We start from the raw sequence: 17,908 nt of genomic DNA, 5'->3' as shown, positions 1-17,908 counted from the left end.
TCGGACCTGCCGTGGTCGGCCAATACCATTGGCGGCATGACAGAAAAGCCGCGTCCACCGGAGAAACCCACCCTCGACGGACTCGAGGCCAAGTGGGCAACCCTCTGGGACGAGAGCGGCGTCTACCGCTTCGACCGCTCGAAGCGGCGTGCGGAGATCTACTCGATCGACACCCCGCCGCCGACGGTCAGCGGCTCACTGCACGTCGGTCACGTGTTCTCCTACACCCACACCGACGCGATCGCGCGCTTCCAGCGCATGCGCGGGCGTGCGGTCTTCTACCCGATCGGCTGGGACGACAACGGCCTGCCGACCGAGCGCCGGGTGCAGAACTACTTCGGCGTCCGCTGCGACCCCTCGCTGCCGTACGACCCGTCGTTCGAGCCGCCGGACAAGCCCGGAAAGCAGATCCCGGTCTCGCGGCGCAACTTCGTCGAGCTGTGCAACCGGCTCACCGAGATCGACGAGAAGGCGTTCGAGGACGTCTGGCGCCGTGTCGGGCTCTCGGTGGACTGGTCCCTGCTCTACACCACGATCGGTGACGAGGCCCGCGCGACGGCGCAGCGGGCCTTCCTGCGCAACCTCGCGCGGGGCGAGGCGTACGTCTCCGAGGCGCCGACCCTGTGGGACGTCACGTTCCGCACCGCGGTCGCCCAGGCCGAGCTGGAGGACCGCGAGCAGCCGGGCGCGTTCCACCGCATCCGCTTCCACGCCGGCGACCGCCCGGTCCACATCGAGACCACCCGGCCCGAGCTGCTGCCCGCCTGCGTCGCGCTGGTGGCCCACCCCGACGACGAGCGCTACCGCGAGCTGGTCGGCACCACCGTGCGCACCCCGCTCTTCGGCGTCGAGGTGCCCGTCGTCGCCCACCACCTCGCCGAGCCCGACAAGGGCTCGGGCATCGCCATGATCTGCACCTTCGGCGACCTGACCGACGTGACCTGGTGGCGCGAGCTCGACCTGCCGACCCGGGCGATCCTCGACTGGAACGGCCGGCTCCAGCCCGAGCCGCCCGAGGGCGTCGCCGCCGGCCCGTACGCCGAACTGGCGGGCAAGACGGTCCACTCGGCCCGTGAGCGGGTGGTCGAGCTGCTGCGCGAGTCCGGCGACCTGGACGGCGAGCCCCGGGCGATCAGCCGGCCGGTCAAGTTCTACGAGAAGGGCACCAAGCCGCTCGAGATCGTCACCACGCGTCAGTGGTACATCCGCAACGGCGGGCGCGACGCGTCGCTGCGCGAGCGGCTGCTGGCCCGCGGCGCCGAGCTGACCTGGTACCCGCAGTACATGAAGGCCCGCTACGACAACTGGGTCGAAGGCCTGGCGGGCGACTGGCTGATCTCGCGCCAGCGGTTCTTCGGGGTGCCGATCCCCGTCTGGTACCCGGTCGACGCCGACGGCGAGCCGGTCCACTCCGCGCCGATCATCCCCGCGGAGGACACCCTGCCCGTCGACCCGTCCTCCGACGTGCCGCCCGGCTACACCGAGGACCAGCGCGGCAAGCCGGAGGGCTTCGTCGGCGACCCGGACGTCATGGACACCTGGGCCACCTCCTCGCTGACCCCGCAGATCGCCGGCGGCTGGGAGCGCGACCCCGACCTGTTCGCCGCCGTCTTCCCGTACGACCTGCGGCCCCAGGCGCACGACATCATCCGCACCTGGCTCTTCTCCACCGTCGTGCGGGCCCACCTCGAACACGACTCGCTGCCGTGGGCCGGCGCGGCGCTGTCCGGCTGGATCCTCGACCCGGACCGCAAGAAGATGTCCAAGTCCAAGGGCAACGTCGTCACGCCGATGGACCTGCTGACCCAGAACGGCTCCGACGCGGTGCGCTACTGGGCGGCCAGCGGGCGGCTCGGCACCGACACCGCCTTCGACACCGGCCAGATCAAGGTCGGCCGGCGGCTGGCCATCAAGATCCTCAACGCCTCCAAGTTCGTGCTGGGGCTGGGGGACGTCCCGGCCGGCACGCCGGTCACCGAGCCGCTCGACCTGTCGATGCTCGCCACCCTCGCCGAGGTCGTCCGCGAGGCGACGGCCGCACTCGAGGCCAACGACTACACCCGCGCGCTGGAGCGCACCGAGCGGTTCTTCTGGAACCTCTGCGACGACTACCTGGAGCTCGTCAAGGCCCGCGCGTACGGCGAGGAGAGCGGCGACCCGGCCGCGGCGGCGTCGGCCCGCGCGGCGCTGCGCACCGCCCTGTCGGTCGTGCTCCGGCTGTTCGCCCCGATCCTGCCCTTCGTCACCGAGGAGGTCTGGTCGTGGTGGCGGGACGGCTCGGTGCACCGCGCCCTGTGGCCCGCCGTCGACGAGCTGCCCCAGGGCGGTGACCCCGCGGTGCTGGCCGCCACCTCCGACGTCCTCCGGCAGGTCCGGCGGGCCAAGTCCGCGGCGAAGGTCTCCATGCGGGCCGAGGTCGAACGCGCCGCGGTCCGGGGCGCCGGCGTGGGGGAGCTGGCCCAGGCCGACCTGCGCGCCGCCGGCCGCATCGCGGACCTGCGCCTGGAGGCGGCACCGGAGGAGGGCTTCTCCGTCGACGTCACCCTGGCCCCCGCCGGCTGATTCTCCGAATCCCGATGATTTCCGGCCCGCCGGGAGGTCTGTACGGGCCAAGGCCGGAATGAGGAGGAAGCGAGATGGGTATTTCGTCAGGGCTGTCCCGTACGGGGCTGGACCGCATGCGGGAGGTGCTCGGGCGCGCGGTCGAGCGCGGTGAGGTGCCCGGACTGGTCGCTCTGGTGCACCGGCGCGGCGAGACGCATCTGATCGCGCTCGGCACGACCGAGGTCGGCGGCGACACGCCGATGAGCCGCGACACGATCTTCCGCATCGCGTCACTGACCAAGGCGATCACCGCCGTGGCCGGGCTGATCCTGATCGAGGAGTGCCGGCTGCGCCTGGACGACCCGGTCGACGACCTGCTGCCGGAGCTGGCCGACCGCCGCGTCCTGCGGCGCTTCGACGGGCCGCTGGACGACACCGTTCCGGCCGAACGGCCGATCACCGTACGCGACCTGATGACGTTCCGGCTCGGGCTCGGGCAGTTCTTCGTGCCGCCGGGCACGTACCCGATCCAGCGCGCCCTCGCCGAGACCGGCGTGGACAACGGCCCGGAGGGCCCGTCGGTGGGCCCCGACGAGTGGATCAAGCGGCTCGGCACGCTGCCGCTCGTGTACCAGCCGGGCACGGCGTGGATGTACCACACGTCGGCCGACGTGCTCGGGGTGCTGATCGCGCGCGCCGCCGGCCGGCCGCTGGAGGAGTTCCTGCGGGAGCGCGTCTTCGCGCCGCTCGGCATGGACGACACCGGCTACCACCTCCCCGCCGAGCGGCTCGGCCGGCTGGCGACGAGCTACGCGGCCGACCCGGAGACGGGCGTGCTGGCCCCCCGGCCGGGCGTACGGGAGGGCGCGTGGGACCGTCCGCCCGCCTTCCCGTCCGGCGGCGGCGGGCCGGGCCTGCTGTCGACCGTGGACGACTACGCGACGTTCTGCCGGATGCTGCTGAACAAGGGCCGGTACGAGGGCGGCCGCATCCTGTCCCGGTCCGCGGTGGAGCTGATGACCACCGACCACCTCACGCCGGCGCAGAAGGCGGGCAACGAGATGTTCCTCGGCTCGGGCGGCTGGGGCTTCGGCCTCGCGGTCAACGGCGGCCGTGACGACCTGGCCACGAGGCCGGGCCGGTTCGGCTGGACCGGGGGACTGGGCACGACGGCCTGCACCGACCCGTCCGAGGAGCTCGTGGGCGTTCTGTTCACCCAGGCCGCGATGACCTCACCACGCCCGCCGAACGTCTTCCAGGACTTCTGGACCACGGCGTACGCGGCCATCGACGACTGAGCCCGAGAACGCGGGACGGGTTCACCTGCCGCGGACGACCAGCAGCACCAGGGCGACCAGCACCGTCAGCGCGATCGCGTTCTTCAGGAGCGGCATCCGGGTCACGCGGCGGTCGTCCCACTCGTCGTGGCGGCTGGCGTAGCGGGTCGCCGCCGTCGCGGCGCGGCCGATGCCGAAGCCGGTGCCGGTCAGGATCGTCGGCACCGGGCCCTGATGGGCGAGCAGCAGCCCGAGCGCCACGACGTACGGGGCGCTCGCGGAGACGTAGGTGCGCACGCCGGTGCCCAGCTCGAACCCGAAACGCAGCGCGCCCCGCCGGATCCGGGCGCGCAGCACCTCCTGCGGGATCTGCCGGGCGTTCTGCGGCATCGGGATCCGTACCCACCCCGCCTCACGCGCGACGCCCAGGACCGCAACGGCGATGATGAGCCCAGCGCGCGCCACACCCGGGAGGGGCGCCGTCAGGCCAGACAGCAGCCACAGCACGGTCGCGGTGAGCGTGCCGCCGAGCAGCAGCCCGGCGGAGAAGACGGCGAGGACCTGGCCCTGCCGTACGGGCGCCCGCCAACCTGGCGAGAACAGCACGAAATCGCTGTTGCGCGTTCAAACCGAGCCGGACAGCGAGTAGCCCGCGAGCGCCCCGACCGAGGCCCAGCACAGCACCGCGTGGTCGGCGGCGGCCGCCGCGACGGCCAAAAGCGCCAGCGCGGCGAACGGCAGCAGCGGCTCGGTCAGCCCGCGGCGCAGGCGTCCCGCGGGCACGGCCTCAGCTGCAGGCATACGCATACCGGCAGATCGACTTGTACCAGGTGCCGGCGGAGCTCTTCGTCCAGCCGTCGTGGCAGCGCCAGGTCACCGACGTCGGGCAGTTGCCGCAGGGGTTCGCGTAGTGCCAGATCCAGCCGTCGTACTTGGAGCCGTAGCACTCGTTCGGCCGCAGCTTGTACTGGCCTGGATCCGATACGCCGGACTTGTGATAGCCCTTGTACTTTCCGCTGGTCCGGCACGCGGTGGACACGACGGTGCTGGGCCCGCAGCCGGGCGAGCAGTTGTGCGAGGACGCGTACGACGGGCATTTGGCGTAGATGTCGTAGTAGCCCGGCGTCAGGCCATGCGTGTAGGTGCCCGGCACCCAGCCGTTGGTGCCGGGCCCCGAGGCCGCCAGGGCCTTGCGCGCCGGGGTGAACACCCCGACGGCGACCAGCCCGGCCGTGGTGCCGGCGGCGATCACTCCGCCGAGAAGCGACCGGCGGCCGACGCCTTCGGCGGTCGCCGCGGGCGCGTGGCGGCGTACGCGCTGGGCGCCCTCCGGACGGGGGCCGCGCAGCGGGGGGATGCTGTCGAGATCGAGCATGGCCATTCCTCTTTCCGGTCCTCTTCCCGGCGGCCGCTCACGGCCGCCCGGGTCTCACCGTGTGCTGGGGTCCAGTTCCGCGTCGTCGTGCAGTCCACCGGCGTCGGTGACCAGAGCGTGCAGGCCGCGGATCGACCCGACCGGCTCCGCCGTGCGCACCCGCCCGTCCGCGCCGATGATCACCCCGTACGGCGTGGCCGGGACGCGGTACGCCGTGAAGAGTTCGGCCTGACGCGGCAGGACCGTCATGTTCGCCGGCGGGTCCCCGCCGATCGCCTCCTCGGCGAAGATCGCCCTGATCGCCGGGGCGCCGCGGAGGCCGAGCGCCTCGTGGAAGACGTCGTGACAGACCGGGCAGTCGTCGCTCAGGAACAACAGGAGGGTCGCGCGTTCCGGCTCGGCCCGTACGCGGTCCAGGGCGGGCGCGGGCGTGCCGGTCCGCAGGCCGAGGTCGCGGGCGCGCGGTCCCTGCGTGAGATGGTGCACCTGGCGCACCAGCCCGGCGACGACCAGCGCGAGCAGTACCAGCGCCACCCACGTCAACAAGAGCGCGGTGGTCTCAAAACTCATGGGGCGGCCTGCCTTTCGGGATCGAACATGGCCTGCGGCAGCAGCGACAGCAGCACCGCGAACACGACGGAGGCCAGGACCGCGATCGCGGTGTGGGTGCCGTGCGCCGGCGTCGTCCCGGTGACCGCCACGAGGGACGCGAGCGCGAGCGCGGCGGCGCGTCCGGCCACCCAGCCGCTCATCGGCGTGTCCCCGCCCGGCCCGGTCGCACAGCCGCACGGCACGCTCGGCCGGGTGCGCAGGACGTACCAGCCGTAGCCCGCGTAGCCGGCGAACAGGACAGCGGCGCCGCCCGCCGCGAGCGTGAGGGCGTGCGTGCGGCCGGCCGCCACGGCGTATCCCGTGGCCGCCCCGAGCGCCCCTTCGAGCGCGATGACGGCGACCGCGACCGGCCACCGCAGCGGGCCGGGCAGGACGCGGTGGGCGGCCAGCGCGGCCGGCAGCGTACGCGGGGCGCGCAGGTGCCCGGCGAACGCCAGCAGCAGGACGAGCGCGACGGTTCCGGCGCAGACGCCCGTGAGCATCTCCGCCATCAGGCGACGGTCTCGACCTTGAGCGCGGCCATCCGCCCCGGGACCTTGGCGGTCTCGCCCTCGTGCGGCAGCACGGTGACCATCGCGGACGGGGTGGCGAGCAGGAAGTAGGTGCTGTCGTCGTCGAGCGTGTCGCGGAACAGCTCGCCGTGCGGCAGCCGCGCGCCACGCCACGAGGGGAGCCGCCGCGCGGTCGTCTTGTTGAGCGCGGTCACCTGCAGCAGGCCGAGGCCGGGCACCTCCTTGACCATCTCGCCCGGTTCGGCGATGCCGGCGCGCTTGGGATTGTGCGAGGCGACGGTGAGGCCGTCGGCGTGCTCGGTCACGCCGAGGAGCTGGAAGAGATGGACGGCGTCGGCGGGCTTGGCGTTGTACATCGGGACGAACAGCGAGAACCGGGTGCCCTGCCAGACCACGGCGAGCAGCTGGTCCTCCAGCCCGGAGCGCTTGTCGTAGTCGGTGACCCGTACGGTGCGCAGCCGTCCGTTCGGCAGGGAGAACTCATCGTCGAACCGCTGAACGCCCAGGTCACGGGTCCATCCCGTGGCCACGGAATGCTCTCCGGAGGTCAGCTCGTACAGTCCGCCGTCGACGGCGTACCGGCCCACGGAGGTGAACGGCTCGCCGAGGTCGAACTTCCCGGAGATGCGGTACCGGTATCCGTCGATGGAGCGGTGTACGACGCTCAAGGAACTGGTCGCGGCCATGGGTGACGCCTCCCGTGAAGGGTGCCGGAGACGAGGGGAAACCGGGCATACGCCCGTGTACGTCTGGTCCCCGGCCGCGTGAGAGCCGAATCACGGGTGCCCGTTTGTGGCCAATGCCGTCGCCGGGTGAACACCCGGGGCCGTCAAGACGTCGTCCCGGACGGGCGGGCGTGACACGATGGGGCCGCCTGAGTGGACATGGGGAGTTCGGGTAGGGCCAGCGTCGGAGGAGACACGTGACGCAACGGGATCCGCAGGTGCCGCCGGTCTTGGCCGCGGCCGCGGCATGGTGCTGGCGGCTCATCGTGATCGGCGTCGTGGTGTACGCGGTCGTCAATGTCATCGATCGGCTGCGGCTCGTTGTCCTGCCCTGCGCGATCGCCCTGCTGCTGTGCGCCCTGCTGCAGCCGTTGACCGACCGGCTGCGCCGCCGGATGCCCTCCCTGGCCGCCACCTGGCTGACCATGCTGCTGGCGCTCGCCGTGCTCGGCGGCGTCGGCACGTTCGTCGGCATCCAGGCCAACGACCAGTTCCCGCATCTCGTCGACCGCATCCAGCACACCGTCAAGCAGGGGCAGCACTGGCTGGTCACCGGGCCGCTCCACCTGAAGAACTCCCAGCTGCAGTCGGCCATCGACGAGCTGCTCAAACAGCTCCAGCAGCAGCGCGGCAGGGTCGTGAACACCGTCTTCACCGGCGCCACCGTCGCCGGTGAGGTGATCGCGTCCATCGTGTTCCTGTTCTTCGTCACGTTCTTCCTGCTCAAGGACGGACGCGGCATCTGGAACTGGCTCATCCGCGGCTTCGGCCAGTACCGCGACCGCTTCGACCGGGCCGGCCGCGCGGCGTGGGAGACGCTGTCGCAGTACGTCCACGGCACGGTGATCGTGGCGCTCATCCACTCGGTGGTCATCGCGGTCGTGCTGATCATCATGGGCGTGCCGCTCGTCGCACCGCTCGCGGTGATCATCTTCTTCGGCAGCTTCATCCCGATCGTCGGGATCCTGGTCGCCGGGGCGCTGGCGGTCCTCGTCGTCTTCAGCGTCAAGGGCGGCATCGCCGCGCTCGTCTTCCTCGGCATCCTGGTCCTCGAACAGCAGTTGGAAGGGCACGTCCTGCAGCCGCTCGTGGTCGGCCGGTGGGTGCGCTTCCACCCGCTCGCGATCATCCTCGCGATCACGATCGGCGGAGTGGTCGGCGGCATCCCGGGCGCCGCCGTCGCGGTGCCCACGGCCGCCGTCCTCTACCGCGCGGTGCCGGCGCTGCGCGACTCCTCCGAGCCCACACCCGCCGACGCCCCCGCCAAGCCGCCGTCTCTCGCCGGCGGACGGCTGCGTCCGATGGCCACGCGCCGGGGCGGGTCGAGCTCCGAGGATGCGCCGGCGGAGAAGCCCGAGGAGACGCGGACCGAAGAGTCACCGGCGGAGGAGCCGCGCCCGGACGGGCCGCGGTCCACCTGAGAGGTGCGCTCTCACGGGCCCGATGCCGTACGCAGCGCACGGTGGTCACCGGAAACAGGCCGTTCAGACGGTAGTGTCACGCCCTGTGACGTGCCGAGGGGCCCATGACGACGAGGTGAGACGTTGACCGTGGACGTACTGATCAAGCGACTCGACCCGGGCCTGCCCGCGCCCGCGTACGCGCACCCCGGCGACGCCGGGGCGGACCTGTGCGCGGCGGAGGACGTCGAGCTCGCGCCCGGCGAGCGCCAGGTGGTGCCGACGGGGATCGCGATCGCGTTGCCCGACGGCTACGCGGCCTTCGTGCACCCGCGGTCCGGACTGGGGGCTAGATTGGGAGTGACGATCGTCAACGCCCCGGGCACCGTCGACGCGGGTTACCGGGGAGAGATCAAGGTCACCCTGCTGAACACCGACATCCGGAACACCGTCCGCCTGAACCGCGGCGACCGCATCGCGCAGTTGGTCATCCAGCGCGTGGAGCGGGCGGTCTTCCATGAGGTCGAGACCCTGCCGGGGTCCGCCCGCGGAGACGGTGGGTTCGGATCCACCGGCGGGTACGCGGGGACAGTCCAAGGTCGCGTCGCCGGCGCGTCCGTTCAGCACAGCAGTGAAGGAGCGTGAGTCGTGTTTCGACGCCGTCGTCGGGACGATGAGCCCGAGAACGTCGAGCCGACCGACGAGGAGACCGTCGCGGACGAGCCGGCCGAGCCCGACGAAGAGCCCGCGGCCCTGCCGTACGGCGGCCCGTGGGACTCCGAGGCCGACAAGGTTCCGGAGATGGAACGCGTCGACTTCGGTGCGATCCAGGTGCCCATCGGAGAGGGCATCGAGATCCAGGTGAACGTCGAGGCCGTCGAGCAGGACGCCCAGGGCAACCCCGTCGGCGGCCGCATCGTCGCGATCACGATCGTGCACGGGGAGAGCGGCCTGCAGGTGCAGCCCTTCGCCGCGCCGAAGAAGAACGGGATCTGGGACGAGGTCCGCAAGGAGACCGCCGACGAGATCAAGCAGGCCGAGGGCGAGGCCCAGGAGGCCGAGGGCCCGTTCGGCAAGGAGCTGCACGGCATGGTGCCGGTGGCCATCCCGGAGGAGATGCGCGACCAGGTCCCGGCCGAGATCGCCGAACAGGGCTTCGGCTGGCAGCCGGTCCGCTTCATCGGCGTAGACGGCCCTCGCTGGTTCCTGCGCGGCGTACTGAGCGGCGCCGCCCTGGAGGACCCGGAGCAGGCGGCGATCATGGAGCAGGTGTTCCAGCACATCGTCGTCGTCCGGGGTGACGCCCCGATGCCACCGCGGGAGCTGCTCGAACTCAGCCTGCCGGCCGAGGCCCAGCAGGCGATGAACGCGGAGCAGGGCGGCGAGGGTGAGGGCGACCGCCCGCCGCTCAACCCGTTCGAGCGCGGCCCGGAGATCACCGAGGTCCGCTGAGCCCGCCCCGAACCCGTCACCGGCGAAACCGCCGGTGGCGGGTTTCTCGAACTACTTTTCCCGTAATCGTTCAAGCGCGTAGGGTAATCACCGTTCGGCATGTGACACTGGCGACGTGTACGGAGGTGACCCACCGATGACCGAGGTGCTCGCCATGCCGCAGGACCTTCACTCAGGACCTTGGACGATCGACGAAGTCGTCGCGATGCCGGAAAACGGCTCGCGGTATGAGCTCGTCGACGGAAGACTGGTGGTATCCCCCGTGCCCGCCAAACCGCATCAGATGGCCAGCAAGCGGTTGGAGAAGTTTCTGGACGCCGCCGCGCCTCCCGAACTGGAGGCGAATCGCGAGGTCAATCTCCAGGTCGGAGCGGATCTTCTGGTTCCCGACGTCATGGTGGCCACGGCAGAGGTTCTCGGTGGTCCGGGACAGTTCGTGGAGTCCGCTGACGTCGTCCTCGTGGCAGAGATACTCAGCCCGGGGAATTCCAAGTTCGAACGTGCCTGGAAACCGCAGCGTTACGCAGAGGCCGGGATCCTTTTCTACGTTGAGGTCGACCTGTCAGTTGAGCCACAGGTCACGTTTCTTCGGCGACAGGGCCGGGACTATGTCAAGGTCGCCGAGGCGAAGTCCGGTGAGCGGTTGGAGGTCAGCAGACCTTTCCCGTTGAGTTTCGATCCGGGGGAGCTGGTCGGGCCGCGGCGGTCAGCGGGTTAGCAGGACGCCGGCGTAGGAGACGCCGGCGATCAGTACCCAGGACGTCAGGCCCAGCAGCAGGGCGCGGTGGCCCGTCCGTACGAGGAGGCGGACGCGTACGGCGGTGCCCAGGCCGAACAGGGCCGCGGCGAACAGCAGGTCCTTCCCGGTGCTCACGTCGTCCAGGACGTGCGCGGGCACCGCGCCGACCGAGCGGATCACGACCATCGCCACGAAGGCGATCAGGAAGATCGGCACCACCGGAGGGCGGCGGACTCCGGACGCGTCGCCGCGGCGGGCGCGCAGGCCGATCGCGGTCGTCACCGGGGCGAGCGTGGCGACCCGGATCAGCTTGACCGCGATCGCCGGGACGACGGCCGCCGGGCCCAGGGCCGTGGCCGTCGCGACGACCTGCCCGACGTCGTGCACGCTCGCGCCCACCCAGCGGCCCTGGTCGTACGGGGACAGGCCGAGCAGCGGGCCCAGCAGCGGCAGCACCGCGATCGCCAGGGTGCCGCACAGCATGACCACCGCGACCGCCGTCGCGGCGTCGCCCTCCCGGTCGCCGTCCGCGCCGCCGCGCGAGCCGAGCACGCCGTCGACGGCGGCGACGGCGGACGCGCCGCAGATGGCACAACCGGCGGCGACCAGCAGCGACAACCGGTGCGGCAGGCCCATCAGCCGCCCCAGCCACGTGGTGCCGAGCAGGGTCGCGAGCAGTACGGCCAGGGTCATCGCGATCGTCCCCCAGCCCAGCCCCGCGATGTCGCTCACCGACACCTGGAGCCCGAGCAGCACCACGCCCGCCCGCATCAGCGTTCTCGCGGCGAACCGCGTTCCCGCCCGCGTCGCCTCGGGGAGGACCCCGGCGTTGACCGCGACGATGCCGAGCAGCAGGGCGGCCGTCAGCATCGGCACCGGCCCTGCTAGCCGGTGCACGCACCAGGCCACCACGACGCCGGCCGCGCACACCGCGAGACCCGGCGCGACGCTCCGTACGCGACGCGACCCGATCGCCGGTGAGGTGCGGGGGGCGTGGGGGCGCGTCAGCGAGGTGGTCATGATCCTCAGGATCGGGCCCGTACGGAGGACGCACTAGCAGGTGTTCCGCTGGCAGGTCATAGAGTTCCTCTATGGCTCAACGTCTGCCGGACCTGGAGGCGCTCGAACTGCTCGTCGCCGTCGCCGAGACGGGCAGCCTCGGGCAGGCGGCGGCGCGGCAGCGGATCAGCCAGCCGTCCGCCAGCGCTCGGATGCGCACGCTCGAACGCCGGCTGGGCGTCCGCCTGCTCGTACGCTCGCCCAGCGGTTCCCGGCTCACCTCCGCCGGGCTCGTGGTCACCGACTGGGCGAGGACCGTGCTCGAACCGGCGTACGCGCTGGTCGAGGGCGTCTCCGCCCTTCGCGCCCGCCAGCACGGCCGGTTGCGCGTGGCCGCGAGCCTGACCATCGCCGAGCACCTGATGCCGGGCTGGCTCGTCACGCTGCGCGACGTCGACCCGGGCGTGCACGTCGAGCTGAATGTCGCCAACAGCGCCCATGTGATCGAGCGCCTTCGCGGCGGCGAGGCCGACCTGGGGTTCATCGAGGGCCGCGGGGCGCCGCGCGACCTGCACAGCCGTGCGGTGGCCCGCGACCGGCTCGTCGTGGTGGTCGCCCCGGCCCACGCGTGGTCACGCAAACGCCGTCCGCTGCGCCCGGTGGAGCTCGCCACGACGCCGCTGCTGCTGCGGGAGGCGGGCTCGGGCACGCGCGAGACCCTGGAGGCGGCCCTGGCCGCTTACGGGGGAGTGACCGAGCCCGCGCTCGAACTGGGCGGTACCGCTCCGCTGCGCATCGCGGCGATCTCCGGTACGGCCCCGGCCGTGCTGAGCGCGCTGGCCGTCGCGGACGAGATCGCGGCGGGCCGCCTGGTCGAGGTCCCCAGCGAGCTGAACCTCGACCGCGTCCTGCGCGCCGTCTGGCCCCGCGGCCGCGAGCTGCCCGACACCGCGGTACGTCTTCTCCAGGTCACGCGCGGCCGGTCGTGATGCGGTGGGTAGGCGGGGGTGCCCGGTTCGTGGGCGGCCTGCGTTCCGCGGGTCAGGTCGGTGCCGCGTACGGCGGTCCTGTGTGTCGTCTGGTCGCGGGGCTGCGGACTGCCCGACGCCGGGGTGCGTCTTCTTCACGTCACGCGTGGCCGGTCGTGATGCGGTGGGTAGGCGGGGGTGCCCGGTTCGTGGGCGGCCTGTGTTCCGCGGGTCAGGTCGGTGCCGCGTACGGCGGTCCTGTGTGTCGTCTGGTCGCGGGGCCGCGGACTGCCCGGCGCCGGGGTGCGTCTTCTTCACGTCACCCGTGGCCGGCCGTGATGCGGTGGGTCGGGCGCGGGTAGGTGGGGCGGAAGGCGGGGGTGCCCGGTTCGTGGGCGGCCTGCGTTCCGCAGGTCAGGTCGGCGGCGCGTACGGCGTCGGCTGCCGCCCGGTCCAGGTCCTCCGGCGTCCACGCGATCCGCAGGTTGAACGCCGCACGGCCACTGGACGCCCGCGCCGGGCCGGTCACGTCCAGCCGGGGCTCCCCGCCGGCCTCCGTGAGGCTCGCCTTCACCAGGCCGCCGGGCGTGTCCAGGCTGAGCTTGGCGTGCCCGACCAGCGCACCGGCGGACGCGCAGGCCGACGACAGCGTCGCCAGCGCCGTGGTCGCCCACCGCGCCGGGTGGAAGCCCGACCTCGGCGCGGTCAGCGTCACCGCGTGGTTGAGCCAGGCCAGCGCCGCTTCCGCCGCGGCGTACCGGTCATAGTCCAGCTCCGGGTCCTCGGCGGTGTCGGCGACCGGATCCGCCAGGGCCGCCAGCAGCTCGGTGACCTCGCCGCGCGCGGCCGTGTACGGCACCACGCGTGCGGCCGGGTAGCGCCGGCCGACGTCGGCCAGGAGGGCGGGCAGCCGATCCTCCGGCACGGTGTCGATCTTGTTCACGGCGATGACGTCCGCCTCGGCGAGCTGGTGGGCGTACAGGTACGCCAGGTCGGACTCCGCGCCGACGTCCCAGGCGCGGGCGAAGAGCCGGTAGCGGTCCGGGTCGACGACCGCGGTCAGGGGTGCGACGCGGAGCCGGTCGCCGTGGTCGCGGCGGAGCGGGCGGACCACCGTGGCTCGCAGGTCGGTGCAGCTGCCGACGGCCTCGGCCAGGACGACGTCCACTTCGTCGTCCAGCAGGGAGGTCACGACCGCCGCCAGGTCTTCGAACCGGCAGCAGAAGCACCCGTCGGTCACCTCGGACACGCGCGCCACCTCGGCGCGGGCGAGCCGGGTGTCCACGAGGTCGCGTCCCTGGTCGTTGGTGACCACCGCGACCCGGCGGCCCTCGGCGGAGAACCGCCGGGCCGCCGCGAGCAACGTGGTCGTCTTGCCGGCACCGAGAAAGCCGCCGAAGGGGGCGAATGTCGCCATGTCACGCTCCAGGAGTCGTTGACAGCGCGCCGAGGCTAACTTATTTTTCCCGAGAAATCGATTTCAGAAATCGATTTCTTGGGAGGGGCGGAACATGAACGAGCACCACACGGACTGTTGCGGCGGCAGATGCGGCGGCCACGGCGGACCGGTCAGCCGCCGAGGATTTCTCGGCATGTCGGCCGCCGCGGCGAGCGCGGCCCTGCTCGCCGCGCACGCCCGCGACGCGCTCGCCGCGGGCACGCTGCCGGACCAGTCGCTCGTGCCCGCCGCCAAGCCCGTACCCTCCGGGCTGCGCGAACGCGGCGTGCCGACCCGTTACACCGGCTCCGACCTGCGCTACATCGGCATGCCGGTGGGCGGCGGCTGCTGCGGTCAGGTCTACCTCGGCGGCGACGGGCGGCTCTGGTACTGGGACGTCGACAACGGCCCGGTCGCGCCCGGCGCCGAGGGCGGCGGCAGCACCTACGCCGCGCCGCGCGACCCGTTCTTCCCGTTCGGCCAGGGCGTCGTGATCAAGACCACCGGCGACCGGGCCCGCCGCGTCGACGGCGACGGGTTCGACGACGTGGCCTTCACCGGCCAGTACCCGATCGGCCGCGTCGACTACCGCGCCCCGGAGTGCCCGGTCCGGGTCCGGCTGGAGGCCTACTCGCCGTTCGTCCCGGGGGAGGCCGACGACTCGACGCTGCCGGTCACCGTCCTCGCCTACACCGTCACCAACACGTCCTCGCGTCCCGTGCGCGCCGAGCTCACCGCCTGGGCCGAGAACCCCGTCTGCCTGCGTGCCCGCTCGCAGCAGCCGGTCCTGCTGTCCGGCGAGCGGGTCGGCGGCGCGGGGTTCGCGGGCGTGGAGTTCACCGCCGCCGCGGGCGAGGCCGGCCAGCCCCGGCCGGACATCGTGTTCGAGGACTGGGAGCGCACCACCTATGAGGGCTGGAGCGTGGCGGGCGACGCGTTCGGCGCCGGACCGGTTCTCGCCGACCAGGTGCCGGACTACATGAAGCGCTTCGGCGACCTGCGCGTCTCCGGGCAGCGGTTCGTCACCTCGCACAACTTCCAGGCCGCGAACGGCGACGCCGGGCGGGCCGACGCGTACACCGGCAAGCTGACCAGCCAGAACTTCACCATCGAGCGCCGCTACGTCACCGTGCGGGTCGGGGGCGGAGCCGACGCGGCGCACACCTGCGCCCGTGTCGTCGTGGACGGCGCCGTCGTCGCCTCGGTCACCGGTGACAACACCGAGCCGCTCACCGTACGCGGCATGGACCTGATCCGGCATCAGGGCAGGACGGCTCACATCGAGATCGTCGACGAGGCCACCGGCGGCTGGGGCCACGTGAACGTCGACCGGATCGTCTTCACCGACGTTCCGCCCTCCAAACAGCCGATCGACACGCTCACCGACGGTGGCACGGTCACGCTCGCGGCGCTCGAGCCGGACGCCCGCGTCCGCCCGTCGCTCGCGAAGTGGAGCACACCCGAGGAGATCGCCGAGGCGGGCGCCGGACCCGGTCAGATCGACGGCGGCCTGGGCACGATCGCCGGCGCGGTCACGGTGCCCGTCCGGCTCGGCCCGGGGCAGAGCCGCACCGTACGGTTCGCCTACGCGTGGTACTTCCCGGTGCCCGACCGTGCGGCCCTGTCGTTCCTGTCCGGGAGTGCCACGTTGCGCCGCCACTACGCCGAGCGGTTCGACTCGGCGTCCGATGTCATGCGCCATCTCGCCCGGGAGATCGAACGGCTGGAGACGGTCACCCGGACGTGGGTGGACACCTGGTACACCGACGCGACACTGCCGCACTGGTTCCTCGAGCGCACGCTCGCCACGGCGTCGACGCTGGCCACCTCCACCTGCCTGAAGTTCGCCGGCGGCCGGTTCTACGCGTGGGAGGGCGTCGGCTGCTGCGCGGGCACCTGCGAACACGTGTGGAACTACGCGCAGGCGATCGGCCGCCTGTTCCCCTCGATCGAGCGCGACACACGCGAACGCGTCGACCTGGGCATCGGCTTCCACACCGGCACCGGGGAGATCGGCAACCGGGCCGAGGCCGACATGGGCTGGGCGACGGACGGCCAGTGCGGCACGATCCTGCGGATCTACCGCGAACACCAGATGACGCGGGACACGGCGTTCCTGCGCCGGGTCTGGCCACGTGCCAAGCAGGCGCTGGGCTGGGTGATGAGCCGCGACGACCGGCAGGACGGCACGCTCGAAGGGCCGCAGCCCAACACGCTCGACGCCGTCTGGTACGGCGAGATCGCCTGGATGACCGGCATGTACGCCGCGGCACTGTACGCCGGGGCGGAGATGGCCGACGAGATGGGTGACACGGCGTTCGCCAAGCGGTGCCGTACGCTCGCCGACTCCGGTTGCCGCTCGATCGCCACCGACCTGTGGACGGGGGAGTACTTCATCCAGCTCGTCGACCAGCACCATCCCGAGGCGGCCAACACCAACATCGGCTGCCACATCGACCAGATGTTCGGCCAGAGCCTGGCGCTCCAGCTCGGCCTGCCCCGCGTGTTCCCCGAGGACAAGGCCAAGACCGCCCTGGCCAGCATCTACCGGTACAACTACGTGCCCGACCCGGCGGCGTACCGTACGGACCATCCGCAGATCCAGGGCGGCCGGTGGTTCGCGACGGCGCACGAGCCCGCCGTGGTGATGACGACCTTCCCGCACGGCGGCGCCGACCAGGCGAACGGCGACCCGCCGACCTGGTCGGCGACCTACTTCAACGAGTCGTGGACCGGCCAGGAGTACCAGGTCGCCACGCAGATGGTCTACGAAGGACTCGTCGACGAGGGGCTGACGATCACGCGTGCGGTCCACGACCGGTACGCCGCGGGGAAGCGGAACCCGTACAACGAGATCGAGTGCAGCGAGCACTACGCGCGGGCGATGGCGGGCTACGGCGTGTACCTGGCCGCGTGCGGCTACTCCCACCACGGCCCGGCGGGCCGCCTCGGCTTCGCGCCGAAGGTGCGGCCGGAGGACTTCGCCGCGGCCTTCACCGCCGCCGGAGGCTGGGGCCTCTACCGGCAGCGCCGCGACGCGCACCGGCAGACGTGCGAGGTCGAGGTACGGCACGGCGAGATCACCGTCCGGACCTTCACGCTCGAACTGGCCGCCCCACCGGACCCCGCGCACCTGAAGGTCACCGCCCACGGCCCGCACGGCGGCGTGCACGTCGCGTCGATCCACGCCGAGAGCACGACCGTGGAGGTCGCCTTCACGACTCCCACGACGATCGGCGCGGGGCACCGCCTCCGCGTCGAGGTCACCGCCGACCGGTAGCCGCGCAGTCTCTCGGGCTGATGCCCATCGGCCGCCGAACCGGATCGACGGCCGATGGGAGGCCTGCGCCGGTGGCGAGGACTCGCGCGTACGGTTCGCCGTCGCCGAGCGGCACACTTCGGCCCGGTCCGACGGCGTCGGCGAACAGCACGACGAGAGTGCCCGGCCCCGGCCGGGGATGGGGCACGGGCGTTTCGCCGCGCGCTGCTCGCGGGCGTGCCGGCCGGTTCCTGCCGGTCGCGGTGCCGAATTCGGACGCCCAGACGGCCGCGCCGGTCGCGACCGTCGCCCCCTCAACGAGGCAATGATCCTCATCGGGAATGACGGCGACGCCCTCCCCGACCACGACCCGCTGCGGTCCATCAGACCGATCACGAGCCGCCACGCGACGCCGGCACTCACCATACGGCCGTCGGTGCGGCTGTCGGGACTGCCACCGGCCTGCGCCGTGACCACAGCACCCACGTGGGGCCGAGGCCCGCGCCGTTAAAAAGGCGTTAAGGGCCCGAGAGGCGGCGCTAAGAGGGCGTCAACGACCGCCTTAACGCCTTATTTCGGGAGTTAACTCCTGGCGTAGCCCCTGGTGA

The 17,908-nt window shown here is 72.3% G+C and carries 16 protein-coding genes; 8 read left to right on the top strand and 8 right to left on the bottom strand.

Features of this window, described 5'->3' with window-relative positions; genetic code table 11:
- Positions 1-36: 36 nt before the first annotated feature.
- Together valS and ACQEV1_RS38370 are read left to right on the top strand one after the other, a co-directional pair.
- Positions 37-2,562 carry a valine--tRNA ligase gene (gene valS, locus ACQEV1_RS38375; protein ID WP_433401119.1) on the top strand — a complete coding sequence of 842 codons (2,526 nt, stop codon included), beginning with the start codon at positions 37-39 and terminating at the stop codon, positions 2,560-2,562.
- Between the two features lie 74 nt (positions 2,563-2,636).
- Positions 2,637-3,842 carry a serine hydrolase domain-containing protein gene (locus ACQEV1_RS38370; protein ID WP_433401116.1) on the top strand — a complete coding sequence of 402 codons (1,206 nt, stop codon included), beginning with the start codon at positions 2,637-2,639 and terminating at the stop codon, positions 3,840-3,842.
- Between the two features lie 21 nt (positions 3,843-3,863).
- Here ACQEV1_RS38370 and ACQEV1_RS38365 read toward each other — a convergent pair whose 3' ends face one another.
- From ACQEV1_RS38365 to ACQEV1_RS38340, 6 genes are read right to left on the bottom strand one after another with little or no spacing between them, the layout of a single operon-like run.
- Positions 3,864-4,427, bottom strand: coding sequence for a hypothetical protein (locus ACQEV1_RS38365; protein ID WP_285628614.1), 564 nt, complete (start codon positions 4,425-4,427; stop codon positions 3,864-3,866).
- A gap of 18 nt (positions 4,428-4,445) precedes the next feature.
- On the bottom strand, positions 4,446-4,622 hold the full coding sequence (locus tag ACQEV1_RS38360) for a hypothetical protein (protein ID WP_285581651.1): 177 nt from the start codon (positions 4,620-4,622) through the stop codon (positions 4,446-4,448).
- A complete protein-coding gene (locus tag ACQEV1_RS38355) occupies positions 4,609-5,196 on the bottom strand; it encodes a hypothetical protein (protein ID WP_285581653.1) in 588 nt (195 codons plus the stop codon). The genes ACQEV1_RS38360 and ACQEV1_RS38355 overlap by 14 nt, the downstream gene beginning before the upstream one ends.
- 54 nt (positions 5,197-5,250) lie before the next feature.
- Positions 5,251-5,766, bottom strand: coding sequence for a hypothetical protein (locus ACQEV1_RS38350; protein ID WP_285628617.1), 516 nt, complete (start codon positions 5,764-5,766; stop codon positions 5,251-5,253).
- Positions 5,763-6,299, bottom strand: coding sequence for a MauE/DoxX family redox-associated membrane protein (locus ACQEV1_RS38345; RefSeq protein WP_433401111.1), 537 nt, complete (start codon positions 6,297-6,299; stop codon positions 5,763-5,765). Before ACQEV1_RS38345 ends, ACQEV1_RS38350 begins: the two co-directional genes overlap by 4 nt.
- On the bottom strand, positions 6,299-7,006 hold the full coding sequence (locus ACQEV1_RS38340; RefSeq protein ID WP_285628623.1) for a hypothetical protein: 708 nt from the start codon (positions 7,004-7,006) through the stop codon (positions 6,299-6,301). Before ACQEV1_RS38340 ends, ACQEV1_RS38345 begins: the two co-directional genes overlap by 1 nt.
- A gap of 236 nt (positions 7,007-7,242) precedes the next feature.
- On the opposite strand from ACQEV1_RS38340, the gene ACQEV1_RS38335 reads away from it, so the two are divergent.
- The 4 genes from ACQEV1_RS38335 to ACQEV1_RS38320 all read left to right on the top strand — a co-directional run bounded on the left by ACQEV1_RS38335 (position 7,243) and on the right by ACQEV1_RS38320 (position 10,615).
- Positions 7,243-8,466 (top strand): AI-2E family transporter, encoded by a 1,224-nt coding sequence (locus ACQEV1_RS38335; RefSeq protein ID WP_285628626.1) that lies wholly within the window; start codon positions 7,243-7,245, stop codon positions 8,464-8,466.
- Between the two features lie 123 nt (positions 8,467-8,589).
- Positions 8,590-9,090, top strand: coding sequence for a dUTP diphosphatase (gene dut / locus ACQEV1_RS38330; RefSeq protein WP_432705619.1), 501 nt, complete (start codon positions 8,590-8,592; stop codon positions 9,088-9,090).
- A gap of 3 nt (positions 9,091-9,093) precedes the next feature.
- Positions 9,094-9,897, top strand: coding sequence for a DUF3710 domain-containing protein (locus ACQEV1_RS38325; RefSeq protein WP_433401106.1), 804 nt, complete (start codon positions 9,094-9,096; stop codon positions 9,895-9,897).
- Between the two features lie 136 nt (positions 9,898-10,033).
- The gene (locus ACQEV1_RS38320; RefSeq protein WP_433401104.1) at positions 10,034-10,615 is read left to right on the top strand and encodes a Uma2 family endonuclease; all 582 of its coding nucleotides are present in this window, start codon (positions 10,034-10,036) and stop codon (positions 10,613-10,615) included.
- On the opposite strand, the gene ACQEV1_RS38315 is transcribed toward ACQEV1_RS38320, so the two are convergent.
- A complete protein-coding gene (locus ACQEV1_RS38315; RefSeq protein ID WP_433401101.1) occupies positions 10,604-11,656 on the bottom strand; it encodes a YeiH family protein in 1,053 nt (350 codons plus the stop codon). The two genes, ACQEV1_RS38320 and ACQEV1_RS38315, sit on opposite strands and share 12 nt — an antisense overlap.
- Before the next feature lie 71 nt (positions 11,657-11,727).
- On the opposite strand from ACQEV1_RS38315, the gene ACQEV1_RS38310 reads away from it, so the two are divergent.
- On the top strand, positions 11,728-12,624 hold the full coding sequence (locus ACQEV1_RS38310) for a LysR family transcriptional regulator (RefSeq protein WP_433401098.1): 897 nt from the start codon (positions 11,728-11,730) through the stop codon (positions 12,622-12,624).
- Positions 12,625-12,922: 298 nt separating this feature from the next.
- Here ACQEV1_RS38310 and ACQEV1_RS38305 read toward each other — a convergent pair whose 3' ends face one another.
- A complete protein-coding gene (locus ACQEV1_RS38305) occupies positions 12,923-14,020 on the bottom strand; it encodes a GTP-binding protein (protein WP_433401095.1) in 1,098 nt (365 codons plus the stop codon).
- Between the two features lie 175 nt (positions 14,021-14,195).
- On the opposite strand from ACQEV1_RS38305, the gene ACQEV1_RS38300 reads away from it, so the two are divergent.
- Positions 14,196-17,321, top strand: a complete 3,126-nt coding sequence (locus ACQEV1_RS38300) for a GH116 family glycosyl hydrolase (protein WP_433401092.1) — start codon at positions 14,196-14,198, stop codon at positions 17,319-17,321.
- Positions 17,322-17,908: the final 587 nt, after the last annotated feature.

The organism is Actinoallomurus sp. CA-142502, assembly GCF_050936355.1.
Taxonomy (GTDB): domain Bacteria; phylum Actinomycetota; class Actinomycetes; order Streptosporangiales; family Streptosporangiaceae; genus Actinoallomurus; species Actinoallomurus iriomotensis.
Note: the sequence above shows the minus strand (reverse complement) of the source record. Positions and strands in the feature narration are given on the sequence as shown.

What these genes read in the sequence shown, in the direction of transcription:
- ACQEV1_RS38350 (WP_285628617.1), bottom strand. Translation starts at nt 5,766, where the DNA reads ATGAGTTTTGAGACCACCGCGCTCTTGTTGACGTGGGTGGCGCTGGTA.
- ACQEV1_RS38345 (WP_433401111.1), bottom strand. Translation starts at nt 6,299, where the DNA reads ATGGCGGAGATGCTCACGGGCGTCTGCGCCGGAACCGTCGCGCTCGTC.
- ACQEV1_RS38340 (WP_285628623.1), bottom strand. Translation starts at nt 7,006, where the DNA reads ATGGCCGCGACCAGTTCCTTGAGCGTCGTACACCGCTCCATCGACGGA.
- ACQEV1_RS38315 (WP_433401101.1), bottom strand. Translation starts at nt 11,656, where the DNA reads ATGACCACCTCGCTGACGCGCCCCCACGCCCCCCGCACCTCACCGGCG.
- ACQEV1_RS38310 (WP_433401098.1), top strand. Translation starts at nt 11,728, where the DNA reads ATGGCTCAACGTCTGCCGGACCTGGAGGCGCTCGAACTGCTCGTCGCC.
- ACQEV1_RS38370 (WP_433401116.1), top strand. Translation starts at nt 2,637, where the DNA reads ATGGGTATTTCGTCAGGGCTGTCCCGTACGGGGCTGGACCGCATGCGG.
- ACQEV1_RS38320 (WP_433401104.1), top strand. Translation starts at nt 10,034, where the DNA reads ATGACCGAGGTGCTCGCCATGCCGCAGGACCTTCACTCAGGACCTTGG.
- ACQEV1_RS38305 (WP_433401095.1), bottom strand. Translation starts at nt 14,020, where the DNA reads ATGGCGACATTCGCCCCCTTCGGCGGCTTTCTCGGTGCCGGCAAGACG.
- ACQEV1_RS38360 (WP_285581651.1), bottom strand. Translation starts at nt 4,622, where the DNA reads ATGCCTGCAGCTGAGGCCGTGCCCGCGGGACGCCTGCGCCGCGGGCTG.
- ACQEV1_RS38355 (WP_285581653.1), bottom strand. Translation starts at nt 5,196, where the DNA reads ATGCTCGATCTCGACAGCATCCCCCCGCTGCGCGGCCCCCGTCCGGAG.
- valS (WP_433401119.1), top strand. Translation starts at nt 37, where the DNA reads ATGACAGAAAAGCCGCGTCCACCGGAGAAACCCACCCTCGACGGACTC.
- ACQEV1_RS38300 (WP_433401092.1), top strand. Translation starts at nt 14,196, where the DNA reads ATGTCGGCCGCCGCGGCGAGCGCGGCCCTGCTCGCCGCGCACGCCCGC.